Source organism: Ruegeria sp. HKCCA5929, assembly GCF_013034525.1.
Taxonomy (GTDB): domain Bacteria; phylum Pseudomonadota; class Alphaproteobacteria; order Rhodobacterales; family Rhodobacteraceae; genus Ruegeria.
Genome location: NZ_WQGE01000005.1, coordinates 1 through 15,027, shown reverse-complemented (window position 1 = coordinate 15,027; position 15,027 = coordinate 1). Strand labels below are relative to the sequence as shown.

Sequence of the window (15,027 nt, the reverse complement as noted above, 5' to 3'; positions counted from 1 at the left end):
ACAAGTTTGCGCCTAACGAATGCCCCATGCTAAGCTGTGGCAAAACAAATCTGAGCAGACCCCATCAAGATGACGGCCCTGAAAAAGTACCAGCGGATCGAAGCCACCGGTCTGTGGCGCCCCTCGCCCGATGAACAACGGCGAGAGGTCGTGGTGTCGATCGGCGAAGCCACTCTGACGATTTCTGACTTTAATGACAGGGCATTGACCCATTGGTCTTTGGCAGCTTTGGAACGGCAGAATCCGGGCTCTTTTCCAGCCATCTTCCACCCCGACGGCGACCCGGACGAAACGCTGGAACTGGCCGAAACCGAGACCACGATGCTGGACGCCATCGACCGGCTGCAACGCGCCATAGATCGCGCGCGCCCGCATCCCGGTCGTCTGCGGTGGTTGAGTGTTGGGGGCGTCGTTGCTGCTGTTCTGGCCCTGTTGCTGTTTTGGCTGCCTGCTGCGCTGCAAGGCCACGTCGTCTCGGTTGTACCTCAGGTCAAGCGACAAGAGATCGGGGAAACCATTCTACACCGAATTGAACGTGTTTCCGGGCGCGCCTGTTCTTCGGTTGATGCGCAGGCTTCGCTGGATCGGCTGGCCAAGCGGACTGGTGTACGCCAGATCATTATCCTGCCCGCAGGCGTTCAGGATAGTCTGAGCCTTCCCGGCGGCACGGTTGTGTTGAACAAATCGTTGGTCGAAGACTATGAGGACCCTGCCGTGGCAGCGGGTTACGTTATTGCGGAACGTGCCCGCATGGAACAGACGGACCCGCTTGATGATCTTCTGGATCGAACCGGTGCATCGTCGGCCTTCCGTTTGCTGACAACCGGAGGACTGACGCCTGCCATCATCGACAGCTACACCGAACAAGTTCTGTCAGACCCTCGGCCTTCGCTTTTGGATGACCAGCTTTTGGCGGTCTTTGCACAAGCCGCCCTGCCCTCGACGCCTTATGCGTATGCCCGAGATATAACAGGTGAAACTGTCTTGGGACTGATCGAGGCGGACCCGATGGCAGGTCGCACCCTGGAACAGGTTTTGCCGGACCGCGACTGGGTCCGGCTTCAGAACATTTGTGGCGAATAATCGGACTTACTTGGTGCCGAACATACGGTCGCCCGCATCGCCCAGACCCGGCATGATATAGCCTTTCGAGTTCAGCTCACGGTCCAAAGCGGCGGTGACAATATGCACGTCAGGGTGCGCCTCTTTCATACGTGCCACACCTTCAGGTGCCGCCAGAAGGCAAAGGAAGCGGATATCCGTCGCGCCCGCCTCTTTCAGCAGATCAATGGCGGCGGCAGAGCTGTTGCCGGTGGCCAGCATCGGGTCAACTGCAATGACCAGTCGGTCTTTCAGCCCTTCGGGTGCCTTGAAATAGTACTGAACGGGTTTCAGCGTTTCTTCGTCGCGGTATAGACCCACGAAACCAACACGTGCTGAAGGCACCAGTTCTAGAACGCCATCCAACATCCCGTTTCCGGCACGCAGGATTGACACCAAAGCCATCTTCTTACCCGCCAGAATGGGGGCGTCCATCTCTTCCATCGGCGTTTCGATATGGCGCGTGGTTAACGGGATTTCGCGCGTGACCTCGTAGGCCAACAAAAGCGTAATTTCGCGTAGCAACTGCCGAAACTCAGCCGTCGAGGTGCCTTTGTTACGCATGAGCGTCAGTTTGTGTTGAACCAGCGGGTGATCGACGACGGTCAGATGTTCGCTCATGATGTCTCCAGTCTTTTCTTGACCCGCGCGCGGGTGTCTTCATCGCAGAAAGCCGCATTTAGGGCCGTCTCATTCATTGCCGCAAAATCTTCGGCCTCCCAGCCGAAAGCTACGTTCAACATCTCATATTCCCGCCGCATGGTCGTGTGAAAAAACGGCGGGTCGTCCGTGGATACCGTGACCTTCACGCCCGCGTCGCGCAAGCGCGCAATCGGGTGGGCCGCGAAATCAGGGAAAAGGCCCAGAACCACGTTCGAACCCGGGCAGACTTCAAGTGTGATGTCCCGATCTACCAACTCGCGAACAAGGTCCGGGTCTTCAATGGCGCGGACGCCGTGACCGATGCGTTCGACCCCCAGATCGCGGATGGCATCACGCACGCTGTCAGGGCCGCCGAACTCACCCGCATGAGTGGTCAAACGCAGACCGGCTTCGCGTGCGCAATCGAAGGCCCATTTGAAATCGCCCTGCGCACCGATGGATTCGTTTCCGCCCATACCGAAACCGGTAATCCAGTCGCCCGCCGTCTCAGCTGCACAATGGGCGCTGCGCTTGGCCTGTTCGGGACCGAAATGGCGCACACAGGTGATGACGCCACGCAGAGTGATACCGAATTTGCGCTCGGCCTCGTCTGCGGCATCCTGAATGGCGTTCAGATAATCGCGCCACGCGTTCAGATCGCCGCCGCCACAGAAATCAGGGCTCAGAAAAGTCTCAGAGTAGACCACGCCATTCTCAGCGCTTTCTTCCAGAATGGCCAAAGTGAGCCGCCGGAAGTCTTCGGGCGTTTTCAGGACTTCGCACGCGGCTTCATACACGCTCAGGAAATGCGCGAAGTCGCGGAAATCATACGATCCGTCCGGTTTGAAGATACCGCTCAGGTCCACGCGTTTTTCATGCGCGAGCTGGCGGATGAAGGCTGGGGGCGCTGCGCCTTCGTGATGCAGGTGCAGTTCGATTTTTGGAAGGTCGGCGACGCTCATAAAAAATTCCTACCCGGCCCTTGCACCGGAATGTTCAGGTGATGGGCAATGCTGGCGGCTATGTCGGCAAAGTCCACTTGCCCGATTTGCCCCGCACCTTGCCCTGCTATCAGAACCGGCACCTGTTCACGCGTGTGATCCGTTCCGGTCCAGCTGGGGTCATTGCCATGATCAGCAGTCAGCAACAATAGGTCGCAGGGGTGGAGCTTTGCCAGAATCTTTCCGATCTCGCGGTCGAACCATTCCAAAGCGCGGGCATAACCGCTGATGTCGCGGCGATGGCCGTAAAGACTGTCGAATTCCACGAAATTGGCAAAGGTTAAACTGCCGTCTTCCGCCTCGTCCACGAGATCAGATAGGTGTTGCATCAATTCGGCGTCCGACCCTTTACGCAGTGTGTCGATGCCCTGCATCGAGAAGATATCGCCGATCTTGCCCACTGCGTGCACCTTACGCCCTGCATCCTGCACCCAATTGGTCAGCACTGGTGCCGGCGGCAAAATGGCGAAATCCTTGCGATTGGTCGTGCGTTCAAAGCCCGTCTCTGGCGTGCCGATAAAGGGGCGCGCAATAACACGACCCACTTTCATCTCATGCAATCGCGGCGCAAGCGTGCGGCACATGTCCAGCAGCCGGTCTAGTCCGAAGCTTTCTTCGTGGGCAGCGATTTGAAACACGCTGTCGGCAGAGGTGTAGCAGATCGGCCAACCGGTCCGCATGTGCTCGGCACCCAACTCAGCGATGATCGCAGTGCCCGAAGCGTGACAATCCCCAAGGACGCCTTCGGTCCCTGCCGCTTCAGCCGCGGCACGGCTCAGGTCCGCTGGAAAGGTTGGAACCGTGTCTGGGAAGTAGTGCCAATCCCATGGCACCGGTAGGCCCGCCAATTCCCAATGGCCCGAAGGTGTGTCCTTGCCGGGCGAATGCTCTCGCGCGCAGCCCCAAAGGCCCGTGGGTTCTGCGTTCAATCCCGGGGTTGTGTCCCCGGACGCCAAGCGCACAGCCGCACCCAGACCCAATGCGTCGAGATGCGGCAGGTTCAAAGCACCTGAACGACCCTCTTCCGCGCGCCCCTCGGCACAAGCCTGCGCGATGTGGCCCACTGTATTCGCGCCGGTATCCGGAACGTTGCCGTTGAAAAACCGGTTGGCATCCGGCGCTCCGCCAATCCCGACGGAATCCATCACCACGAGAAAGGCGCGGCTCATAAGCTGATCCTTTCGTGGATCAGAGCAGGTAACGTCGGAGCAGTATCGCTGATCGTGATCGCGTCAAGCACGCTTTCAGCGGCGCGCCGTGCAGCGTCCTCCCGCGCCGAATGGATTACAGCGATGGGTGCCCCTTTGGACACACGATCCCCCAGCCGGAGAATGTCGGAAATCCCAACAGCCGGGTCGATCTGGTCGCTTTCGACCTGACGACCACCGCCCAGCGCCACCACGGCAAGACCCAGCGCCTCACCGTTGATAGCCGCAACATAGCCGTCCTTCGGGGCGGAGACTTCTTGGATGACACTTGCTTCTGGCAGGAACCGGGCCCAGGTCTCGACGAACTGTACGGGGCCGCCGACCGCAGCCATCATGCGACCAAATCGTTCCGCGGCGCGCCCGTCACGAATGATTTCGGCGATCTGTTCGCGCCCTTCCGCGACCGACCCGCACATTCCGGCGTCCGTCAGCAATACCCCCCCCAACTCGGCAGAGATGTCTGCCAACGGTGAAGAGTGCGATCCGGTCAGGACCTTCATAACTTCTGCAATTTCCAACGCATTGCCCAGCGCCGGTGCCAATGGCTGATTCATGTCCGTTATGACGGCTGATGTCCGGCACCCGGCCGCGTTCGCGGTCTGAGTCAATGCAAAGGCCAGCTTGTTCGCTTCCTCCATCGTTTTCATGAAGGCACCGCTGCCGACCTTGACGTCCAAAACCAACGCATCCGGGCTGGCAGCCAGCTTTTTGGACAGGATTGATGCGGTGATCAGATCCAGGCTTTCGACCGTCGCGGTCACGTCGCGCACCGCATAAAGTCGCTTGTCTGCCGGAGCGATCTGACCTGTTGCGCCCACGATGGCCGCACCGGTTTCGCGCAAGATCTGCGCAAGGCGATCCTGCCCGATCTGTGTGCTGACACCTGGTATCGCCTCAAGCTTGTCCAACGTGCCACCAGTGTGCCCCAAGCCACGGCCCGAGATCATCGGAACATACGCACCGCATTCCGCAAGCGCCGGGGCAAGTACCAGACTGACGCTATCCCCGACCCCGCCGGTCGAGTGTTTATCAATCACAGGCCCGTCCACGTCCCAAGTGAGAACCTCACCGCTATCGCGCATCGCAACCGTCAGATCCGCACGCCCCTGCGAGCCCAATCCCCCCATGCAGACAGCCATGGCAAAGGCCCCGGCCTGCGCGTCACTGACGCTGCCATCGGCTAGACCTTGCGCGAACCAGATCAGTTCCTCGCGCCCCGGCACATCTTGCTTGCGCAGCTTTGCTATGATCGAACGGGCGTCCATGCGTTCAGACATCCTCCATATGCGAGGCATCGAACGCGCCCGGCAGCAATTCTCCGATGGTGGTTTCGAACTCGGCACCGTCCACTGTCGCCAGAGTGACTTTCACATCGCGCTTGCCGAACTCGGCCAGTTTCTGTCGGCACCCACCGCAAGGCGGCACGGGTTGTGGGCTTGAGGCGACCACATAGACTTCGGTCAGTTCCTGCTCGCCCGCGGCGACCATCGCGGCAATCGCGCCAGCCTCAGCGCACGTGCCTTCGGGGTATGCGACGTTCTCGACATTGCAACCGGAATAAACCTGACCCGAGGAAGACCGCAGCGCCGCGCCAACCTTGAAGTTCGAATAAGGCGCATAGGCGTTTTCCCGGACGGACAAAGCAGCGTCTTTCAGCGACATGGCGATTCCCTATTTTTGATCATCTGGTCAGAAAATTGGACCCTACCGGAAAAAGGTGGGGGAATAGAAGCCCCCCTTCCCTTGTTTTTCAGTCACCCCAGCGTAGTGGTGAAGGTACCGGGCAAGGTGACTTCCAGCAATTCGATATCATCCGACGGCGCGGACAAGCGCGTACGCATGCCCGGCGGAATGACGAATGCGTCGCCTTGCTCCAGCCGGTATGGTTCACGCCCTTCGCCTTCCAGCGTCACTTGGCCGTCCATCACAAAGGTAAAATGGATATCGGTGTCATGACTGGCCCATTCCGGATCACCCTGCCCTTTGCGCACAACCTGAACACCGGCGACACCCTTAGTGTTTTCGGCAATCGTTGTGTCGCGGCAGATGTAACCTGGCAAACGGAAAGGCACCCATTCGGCATCCTTCGCCTGATTGTAGACAAAGCGTTGTCCCTGCCATTCCCGATCGGGACGAAAATGCGGGGTTGGGAGCTGCATGTCATGGTCGATTTCCGTGACATGTTCTGCCGGCACACCGATCTCAATGACCTGAACGTTATTGGATGCTTCCAGCACGCGATGACGAATTTCCGGCGGCTGGATAAAGCAATCGCCAGCGGTCAGGCGCATTTTATCACCTTGATCTTCATAGACGACATCGACCCATCCGTGGATGCAAAAGATCAGCTGAAACCCAACCTTGTGAAAATGTACCATGTCAGGCACCGGGCCACCGTCGGGGATACGAATATGGCTGGCGATGATCGATCCACCCAAGCGGTCTGGCACCAGATCGCGATAGTGCATACCTGCGCGCCCGATGATCCAAGGCGCCTGATCCTTGAGCCTGCGCACCACAAAAGAATGAACCGTTTCAGGCATTACTAGCGGGGGGTTACGCTCTTCGATTTCAACACGGGTGCCGTTGGGCGCAACAAGAACGCGTTCACCGTTGGCGAAACCTTCGGGGTCGTCGGTCAGGATACGCAGCGTTCCAGCGCTTTCGGGTGCATCCTTTTCGATGCGCAAGCGCAACCCATGACCTGAGAACACCGCTATTCGCGGATCGTCTGCGGGATAGATCATGTCCATCTTCATCCCCAGTGTCTTTGTGTAAAAGGGGATGTCGTCACGCAACTCCTGCGTGGGCTGGCGAAATTCAGCGTATGTCTGCGATGGATTGGCTGTCTTGGTCATCGTGCGTTCCGTTGGATTGCGTTTTGGGCCATCCGATCAGAACAGCGACCAAAATGCCAATCGAAAAGAACATCTCGAGCGTTTCTTCCAGCACAAAAAGGCGCACCATCATGAGGTCTGACAAAGCACCAGCATATAATCCCGAAAACTCTTCCAGAAGTTGGGCGATGACAGCAGCAGACCCCGCCGCGATAAACACCATTAAGGAAAGGTTGCGTTGTTTGAACGCGCGCCAACCTGTCGGAATGCCGTGCCAGACGGCACCACCGAGCACAAGGGTGACCAAAGCAACCCTGACCCAGGTGACATCTAAAAAAACGTCTAAACCGTGAAGGATCGTGAACGGTAGACTGCCCTCGGAATAGATGTCGGCCTCTAATTCGCGTTCGGCCAGCAAAAGGCAAGTCAGGCCAATATACGCACGCGAGATGCCACGATAGCGCCACAGCGCAGCAAGACCTGCGACAAACAAACCAGCGGCCGAGAGTGTTTCGATCGGGCCACCTTCCTGATTAAACGTCGCTGCGAACTCGGGCCAGACGAGAACAACGCCAACCAGAGCGCACGCCAATGCCACCACGCCCCACAACGCCAGCCGAGAATAGCCAGCATGTGCAGAAAAGCCGGACGAGAAGCCCTCGGCTTGATCACTTAGCTTGATTGTCATTACTGCTGCTTCTTGCCTGAGTGGTTTTTGAATCGCAAAGTTGCCCGTATGTAAATGTTTTGCGACAAAATTCAATCCGCAGACGCCTCACAGTTGCGACAACTCGCCGAAGTGACGCAACGTAGCCAAGCTTGAAAAAACAGTTTAAGGCTAAATTATATTTTTTAGGGAGAAGAGAAACCGATGCCTGACACCCCCAGTTTGAGACAGGCTGCGCTTGAATATCATGCACATCCGAAGCCCGGAAAGCTTGAAATCAAGGCTACAAAGCCAATGGCCAATGGGCGCGATCTGGCTCGGGCCTATTCTCCCGGCGTGGCAGAGGCCAGCCTTGAAATCAAAGCTGATGCCGCAAATGCCGAGCGTTACACTGCACGTGGAAACCTTGTTGCTGTGGTGTCCAACGGAACTGCTGTTCTCGGGCTGGGGAATATCGGGGCACTTGCCTCGAAACCGGTGATGGAGGGCAAGGCCGTCCTGTTCAAAAAGTTTGCAGGCATCGATTGCTTTGATATCGAAGTCGACCAACCCGACCCCGAGAAGCTGGCGGATATCGTTTGCGCGCTGGAACCGACATTTGGCGCGATCAATCTTGAGGATATTAAGGCCCCCGACTGCTTCATAGTCGAGAAATTGTGCCGCGAACGCATGAACATTCCGGTATTCCATGATGACCAGCACGGCACCGCCATTGTCGTGGGGGCGGCCGCAAAGAACGCCTTGCATGTGGCAGGGAAATCATTTGGCGACATCAAGGTCGTTTCAACCGGCGGCGGGGCCGCAGGAATTGCCTGCCTGAACATGCTGGTGAAACTGGGCGTTAAGCGCGAAAACATCTGGTTGTGTGACATCCACGGGCTTGTCTATGAAGGTCGTGCCGAGGACATGAACCCACAGAAATCCCAGTTCGCCCAGAACTCGGATCTGCGGACATTGGATGACGTAATCGGAGACGCAGACCTGTTTCTGGGCCTCAGCGGCCCGAATGTCCTGAAACCCGAAATGGTTGCGAAAATGGCCAGCCGCCCGATTATTTTTGCGCTGGCCAACCCAACGCCGGAAATCCTGCCCCAGGCCGCGCGCGAGGTTGCGCCGGATGCGATCATCGCCACAGGGCGCAGCGATTTTCCCAATCAGGTCAATAACGTACTGTGTTTTCCCTTTATCTTCCGGGGCGCACTGGATGTAGGTGCAACCGAGATCAATGATGAGATGCAGATTGCCTGTGTCGACGGTATCGCCGAAATGGCACGCGCGACGACAAGTGCCGAGGCTGCCGCAGCTTACAAAGGCGAACAGCTGACATTTGGTCCAGATTACCTGATCCCCAAACCTTTCGACCCTCGTCTGGTTGGTGTGGTCTCTTCGTCTGTGGCAAAGGCGGCCATGGATAGCGGCGTCGCCAAGAGGCCAATCGAGGATCTTGAAGCCTATAAGGAAAAGCTGAACCAAACCGTCTTCAAGTCTGCCCTTCTGATGCGCCCCGTGTTCGAAGCTGCAGCAGCTGCCTCCCGCCGAATCGTCTTTGCCGAGGGTGAGGACGAACGGGTGCTCCGGGCCGCACAAGCCATCTTGGAAGAGACAACTGAAACACCAATCCTGATCGGGCGCCCAGAAGTGATCGAAGCACGCTGTGAACGGCTCGGCCTGACCATCCGCCCTGGAACGGATTGCCAGATCGTGAACCCGGAAAACGACCCACGGTATTACGATTATTGGAACTCGTACCATCAGATCATGCAACGCCGTGGTGTCACACCGGATTTGGCCAAGGCGATCATGCGCACCAACACCACAGCGATTGGCGCAATCATGGTTCATCGCGGTGAGGCTGACAGCATGATCTGTGGCACATTCGGCGAATATCGCTGGCATCTGAACTACGTGGAACAGGTGTTGGACGAAGGCGACCTACGTCCGCATGGCGCTTTGTCTCTGATGATTTTGGAGGACGGGCCCTTGTTCATCGCCGACACCCATGTTCGTCAACTGCCCACACCCGAGGAATTGGCCGAAACCACAATTGGTGCCGCGCGGCATGTGCGCCGGTTCGGGATCGAACCAAAGATTGCCTTCTGCTCACAGTCACAATTCGGAAACCAAGCCGAAGGGTCCGGCAAACGGCTGCGCGCGGCGCTGAGCATTCTGGATCAACAGCCGCGTGATTTCGTTTACGAGGGTGAAATGAATCTGGATGCCGCCTTGGATGCGGACCTAAGGGCCCGCATCTTTCCGGGATCACGACTGCAGGGCGCGGCAAATGTGTTGATTTTTGCTCATGCGGATGCCGCCAGCGGGGTGCGCAATATCCTCAAGATGAAGGCGGACGGGATCGAAGTTGGCCCCATTCTTATGGGCATGGGCAACAAGGCTCATATTGTCACGCCTTCGATCACGGCGCGCGGGTTGCTGAATATGGCTGCCATAGCAGGCACCCCGGTTGCGCATTACGGCTGAGCAAACTCAGCAAGAAAACCAAAACCGCGCCCCAGTATAGGGTGCGGTTTACCAAAAGTTTACCGCCGCTCTGCTATTGCAGCTCACGCATAGCCTGGTTTTCTGAAGGCCGCGCACCGACCAGACCTTGCGCGTGAAGGTGAGTCGTGACCCGGTCTGTTTTTTGCAGCAAGTAGTTTGCAGTTTTGCAAAATGGGCTGAAGAATATCGAATTCCCGATATTGAAAAAGGGGTTTGCAAAACTTTGCAGCCTCCTCAGCGGGTTCCTGCAAATATTTTGCGATAAACTGACGCGTCGTCATTTGATACGCTTGCCCGAAAGTTTTCTGGGTCCTAACACAATGTCCAAGTCGTTGTGAGGAGGACGAGATGGCGTATCAGGACGTTTATGACAGCTGGAAAACTGACCCCGAAGCGTTCTGGATGGACGCTGCCAAGGGGATCGACTGGGTAAAAGAGCCCAGCAAAGCGTTGTTCGACGAAAATGCGCCTCTCTATGAATGGTTCAGTGATGCGCGGGTCAACACATGCTGGAACGCTGTGGACCGCCACGTTGAAAACGGTCGCGGCGAACAAACTGCCATCATCTATGACAGCCCAATCACGCACACCAAACGTGAGATTTCGTATGTTGAACTGCGCAACCGCGTGGCCAACCTTGCCGGTGCACTGCGAGCCAAAGGCGTCGAGAAAGGTGATCGCGTCATCATCTATATGCCGATGATCCCCGAAGCGCTTGAGGCGATGCTGGCCTGCGCCCGTTTGGGTGCAGTGCATTCGGTCGTGTTCGGCGGGTTTGCCAGCAACGAATTGGCCGTGCGCATTGATGACGCCAAACCTAAGGCGATCATCGCCGCATCTTGCGGAATGGAACCGGGTCGTGTCGTGCATTACAAACCATTGCTGGACGGCGCGATCGACCTGGCCGAACACAAACCTGAATTCTGCGTTATCTTCCAGCGTGAACAAGAGGTTGCCCAGCTGATCGAAGGGCGCGATTTCAACTGGCACGGTTTCCAATATGGGGTTGAACCGGCCGAATGCGTACCGGTCGATGGCAATGATCCGGCCTATATCCTTTACACCTCTGGCACTACGGGCGCGCCCAAGGGTGTCGTGCGCCCTACTGCCGGACATCTAGTGGCGCTGAACTGGTCAATGAAGAACATCTATAACGTCGATCCGGGCGACGTGTTCTGGGCCGCATCCGATGTGGGCTGGGTCGTGGGCCATTCCTACATCTGCTACGCACCGCTCATCCATGGCAACACAACCATTGTGTTCGAAGGCAAACCGGTTGGCACCCCCGACGCTGGCACCTTCTGGCGCGTGATCTCAGAGCATAAGGTCAAAAGCTTTTTCACAGCCCCGACAGCGATCCGGGCCGTAAAACGAGAAGACCCAAAAGGGGAGATGATCGCCAAATACGACCTGTCCCATCTGCGCGCCCTTTACCTTGCCGGTGAACGCGCTGATCCCGACACCATCATCTGGGCGCAAGACGCACTGAAGGTTCCGGTGATCGACCACTGGTGGCAAACCGAAACGGGTTGGGCTATCGCTGGCAATCCGCTGGGCATCGAAGAACTGCCGGTCAAACTGGGCTCACCCGCCAAACCAATGCCGGGCTATGACGTGCAAATTCTGGACGAAGGCGGCCACCCAATGAAAGCGGGGGAGTTGGGTGCCATTGCAGTCAAGCTGCCGCTGCCTCCGGGCACGCTGCCCACCCTTTGGAACGCAGAGGCACGGTTCAAGAAATCCTACCTCGAGCACTTCCCCGGATATTACGAAACCGGTGATGCGGGCATGATCGATGAGGACGGTTACCTTTATATCATGGCGCGTACGGATGACGTCATCAACGTGGCAGGCCACCGCCTGTCGACCGGCGGGATGGAAGAGGTGCTGGCCGCCCACCCCGACGTGGCCGAATGTGCGGTGATCGGCGTATCGGATCAGTTGAAGGGCCAGATGCCGGTCGGGTTCCTGTGCCTGAACGCGGGCGCAGACCGGGATCACGGCGATGTGGTTCAGGAAGTGGTCAAGATGGTGCGCGAAAAGATCGGCCCTGTTGCAGCGTTCAAGCTGGCCGTTGTAGTAGACAGGCTGCCCAAGACACGCTCGGGTAAGATCCTGCGCGGCACCATGGTCTCGATTGCCGATAATCAGGACTATAAAATGCCCGCCACGATCGACGATCCGGTCATCCTTGACGAAATCAAGGACGCCTTACAAACAATCGGTTACGCCAAGTAACCTGGGGGCGGCTCAGGCCGCCCTTTTCGCGCCTGCACTTGCATCCTGGATCAGGCTCCCTACTCTCGCTGTAAACAGTGAGGGCCCATGACACACTCTGACATCTGGCGTCTCAGCGCTACAGATATGACCAACCTGACACGTCGCGGTGACCTGAGTGCGACTGAGGCTGTTCAAGCTTCGATTGACCGGATGGATGCGGTCAACCAAGACCTGAACGCTGTTGTAGAAGATCTACGCACCGAAGCCTTGGAACGCGCGCAATCTCTGGATCACGCCCGTGCAAACGATCAACCGACCGGGCCCCTGCATGGTGTACCGGTTACGATCAAAGTGAATGTCGATCAAAAAGGGCACGCCACCACCAATGGCGTTGTGGCATTGAAAGATGTGATCGCCCCGGATGACGCGCCGGTCGTCAGCAATTTGCTAAAAGCTGGGGCCGTTGTCATCGGGCGGACCAATACGCCAGAGTTTTCGTTTCGGGCCGACACAGACAACCCGCTATATGGGCGCACGCATAACCCTTGGGGGCGGCATATCTCACCCGGCGGGTCTTCGGGCGGGGCCGGTGCTGCTGTGATGGCAGGTGTCGGTGCGTTGGCTCATGGCAATGATATCGGCGGCAGCCTGCGCTTTCCGGCAGCGGCCAACGGAGCAGTCACTGTGAAACCTGGGCTGGGGCGTGTCCCGGCCTGGAACCCCAGTCAAAAAGTTGAACGAGGTCTGTTGGCCCAGTCGATGTCCGTTCAGGGCCTGATCACACGCTCAGCTGCGGATTTGCACCTGTCGATGCCCAGCGTGATCGCGGCCGACGCGCGTGACCCTTTCCATGTGCCAATGCCTTGGCGCGGTGAAGTCCCCGACGGCCCCATCAAGGTGGCGTTCACGAAAAATACCTTTGGATATGCCCTGCATCCCGAGGTCGAAAAGGCGCTTGATACGGCACGGGACGCTCTGGTCGATGCTGGCTATGCCGTGGATGAGGTTGATCCACCAGACGTGTTTGAATGTGGCAGGATCGGCTATCGGACCTTGATGGGCGAAGTTCTGACCTTGATGAAATCGGATATCGAAGCAGCGGGATCGCAAACCATTCGAGAGATTTTCGACGTCTACTTTCAGGAATTTCCGCCCATCGTTGAAACCGATCTGGTAAAAATGTTGGCCAAACGCAGCCACTATGCGCGTGAATGGTCGCTGTTCTTGCAAGATTATCCGCTGGTTCTGTCGCCGTTCCTGCCGCAGCCTTTTTTCAAGCCCGACCGCGATACTGAAGGGGCTGAAGGTGTTCATGAGGTTTTGGGCTGCGCTGTATATTCATATGCGATGAACTTTTTGGGGCTACCAGCAGCCTGCGTGCCCGCGCGGCTGGCAGATTTGCCCAAGGGACCTCAGCCAATCAACGTTCAGATTGCCGCCAATCGTTGGCGCGAAGATCTGGCGGTAGATGCCGCAGCAGCAATCGAAGCCCGCGTGGGTCAAATGTGCACCGCGCTTTGGGAACAAATGGACACGACGTAGGCGAATGCAAAAAATAGACCCTGGGTCATTGTGCCCAGGGTCCGACTGCTTAAATAAGCCCGGAAATCTGATGACGAGCGTAGCACCACCCACCCTCGCCAGCGCAAAATTTGCACAATCATTCGAAAACGCCGTTTAGGTGGCCACTCACTCCCACCTTGGCGTGTTCTCCGGGTGAATTCACCCTAGCCAATTCGCGATAAATTCCCTGTGAACTGGTTCACATAAGCCAGAAAAAAATGCGCGGCGGCTCAAATTCATGTGAATTGTTCAGAAATTAGGCGTTCTTCAAGGCCGTGGCCGGGGTCAAACAGAATACGGTGGGCGATGGCCGGTTCAGACCTGATTTCGACCCAATCAATTTCCGGGAATGAGATGGAATCGGCATCCGCCATAACCGGGCGTTTATCTGCATCCAGAACATCGAACCGAACCTTTGCGATCTTGGGCAACAGCGCACCGCGCCAACGGCGGGGGCGAAAAGCGGCAATCGCCGTCAACGCCAAAACATCCGATCCGATGGGCAGGATCGGTCCGTGCGCGGAATAATTATAGGCTGTCGATCCGGCTGGTGTTGACAACAGAGCCCCATCGCAGACCAGTTCCGGCATCCGCACGCGGCCATCGACGCTGATCTTCAGCCTTGCCGCCTGTGGCCCTGCCCGCAACAGCGACACTTCGTTAATGGCAAGCGCCTCGTGCAGCGTGCCGGATTGATCCATTGCCCGCATCAAAAGCGGGTTGATTACTTCTTCCTCGGCATCCTCGAGACGTGCCATAAGGTCGTCTTCGTGATATTCGTTCATCAGGAATCCGATCGTGCCCCGGTTCATGCCGTAAACCGGTGTATCAAGATGCTGCATGTTGTGCAGGGTGCGCAACATGAAGCCGTCCCCGCCCAAAGCGACAACAACATCAGCATCCCGCGGTGCCGCGTTTCCGTGTTTGGCAACCAGAATATCCCGGGCCGTCTGCGCCACTTTGACATCGCTGGCAAGAAAGGCGATTCTCTTTTTCATGTTTTCCGGTTTCCGGTGCTACACATTTGGTTCCGAAACAAACATACCTTTCCCCAATAGGCCAGTCTTGACGCCCCAGCGGACCAAATCGTCGCTTTACAGCTTTTGAAGATGCAGCGTTTCCGATAGGAAATCCGCAAGTTTTTACCCAACCATGTGGAGCGCCCATGAACGCCAACCTTCGTGATACCGGATTTTTCACCCAGTCCCTATCGGACCGTGACCCTGAGCTTTTTGGCTCGATCACGTCCGAGCTGGGCCGTCAGCGCGACGAGATCGAGCTGATCGCAT

At 57.3% G+C, this 15,027-nt stretch carries 12 protein-coding genes; 4 read left to right on the top strand and 8 right to left on the bottom strand.

Features of this window, described 5'->3' with window-relative positions; all coding sequences use genetic code 11:
• Positions 1–69: 69 nt before the first annotated feature.
• Positions 70–1,083: a hypothetical protein gene (locus tag GOV90_RS12920; RefSeq protein WP_171091090.1), complete on the top strand. Its 1,014-nt coding sequence runs from the start codon at positions 70–72 to the stop codon at positions 1,081–1,083.
• 6 nt (positions 1,084–1,089) lie between these two features.
• On the opposite strand, the gene upp is transcribed toward GOV90_RS12920, so the two are convergent.
• The 7 genes from upp to GOV90_RS12885 all read right to left on the bottom strand — a co-directional run bounded on the left by upp (position 1,090) and on the right by GOV90_RS12885 (position 7,477).
• A complete protein-coding gene (gene upp / locus GOV90_RS12915) occupies positions 1,090–1,722 on the bottom strand; it encodes a uracil phosphoribosyltransferase (RefSeq protein ID WP_171091092.1) in 633 nt (210 codons plus the stop codon).
• Entirely contained in the window at positions 1,719–2,705 is a 987-nt protein-coding gene (locus GOV90_RS12910; protein ID WP_171091093.1) for an adenosine deaminase, read from the bottom strand. Before GOV90_RS12910 ends, upp begins: the two co-directional genes overlap by 4 nt.
• On the bottom strand, positions 2,702–3,913 hold the full coding sequence (locus GOV90_RS12905) for a phosphopentomutase (protein WP_171091096.1): 1,212 nt from the start codon (positions 3,911–3,913) through the stop codon (positions 2,702–2,704). Before GOV90_RS12905 ends, GOV90_RS12910 begins: the two co-directional genes overlap by 4 nt.
• Positions 3,910–5,217 (bottom strand): thymidine phosphorylase, encoded by a 1,308-nt coding sequence (locus GOV90_RS12900; RefSeq protein ID WP_171091099.1) that lies wholly within the window; start codon positions 5,215–5,217, stop codon positions 3,910–3,912. Before GOV90_RS12900 ends, GOV90_RS12905 begins: the two co-directional genes overlap by 4 nt.
• A 4-nt stretch (positions 5,218–5,221) precedes the next feature.
• Positions 5,222–5,614 carry a cytidine deaminase gene (locus GOV90_RS12895; RefSeq protein ID WP_171091100.1) on the bottom strand — a complete coding sequence of 131 codons (393 nt, stop codon included), beginning with the start codon at positions 5,612–5,614 and terminating at the stop codon, positions 5,222–5,224.
• A 92-nt stretch (positions 5,615–5,706) separates the two neighbouring features.
• A complete protein-coding gene (locus tag GOV90_RS12890; RefSeq protein WP_171091102.1) occupies positions 5,707–6,810 on the bottom strand; it encodes a cupin domain-containing protein in 1,104 nt (367 codons plus the stop codon).
• Entirely contained in the window at positions 6,773–7,477 is a 705-nt protein-coding gene (locus tag GOV90_RS12885) for a hypothetical protein (RefSeq protein WP_171091104.1), read from the bottom strand. The genes GOV90_RS12890 and GOV90_RS12885 overlap by 38 nt, the downstream gene beginning before the upstream one ends.
• A gap of 183 nt (positions 7,478–7,660) precedes the next feature.
• On the opposite strand from GOV90_RS12885, the gene GOV90_RS12880 reads away from it, so the two are divergent.
• From GOV90_RS12880 to GOV90_RS12870, 3 genes are all read left to right on the top strand, one after another.
• Positions 7,661–9,934, top strand: a complete 2,274-nt coding sequence (locus GOV90_RS12880) for an NADP-dependent malic enzyme (protein WP_171091106.1) — start codon at positions 7,661–7,663, stop codon at positions 9,932–9,934.
• A 369-nt stretch (positions 9,935–10,303) separates the two neighbouring features.
• Positions 10,304–12,193: a propionate-CoA ligase PrpE gene (gene prpE / locus GOV90_RS12875; protein WP_171091108.1), complete on the top strand. Its 1,890-nt coding sequence runs from the start codon at positions 10,304–10,306 to the stop codon at positions 12,191–12,193.
• An 87-nt stretch (positions 12,194–12,280) separates the two neighbouring features.
• Positions 12,281–13,717, top strand: a complete 1,437-nt coding sequence (locus GOV90_RS12870) for an amidase family protein (RefSeq protein ID WP_171091110.1) — start codon at positions 12,281–12,283, stop codon at positions 13,715–13,717.
• Positions 13,718–13,974: 257 nt separating this feature from the next.
• Here GOV90_RS12870 and GOV90_RS12865 read toward each other — a convergent pair whose 3' ends face one another.
• Positions 13,975–14,736 carry an NAD kinase gene (locus GOV90_RS12865; protein WP_171091113.1) on the bottom strand — a complete coding sequence of 254 codons (762 nt, stop codon included), beginning with the start codon at positions 14,734–14,736 and terminating at the stop codon, positions 13,975–13,977.
• Positions 14,737–15,027 lie beyond the last annotated feature (291 nt).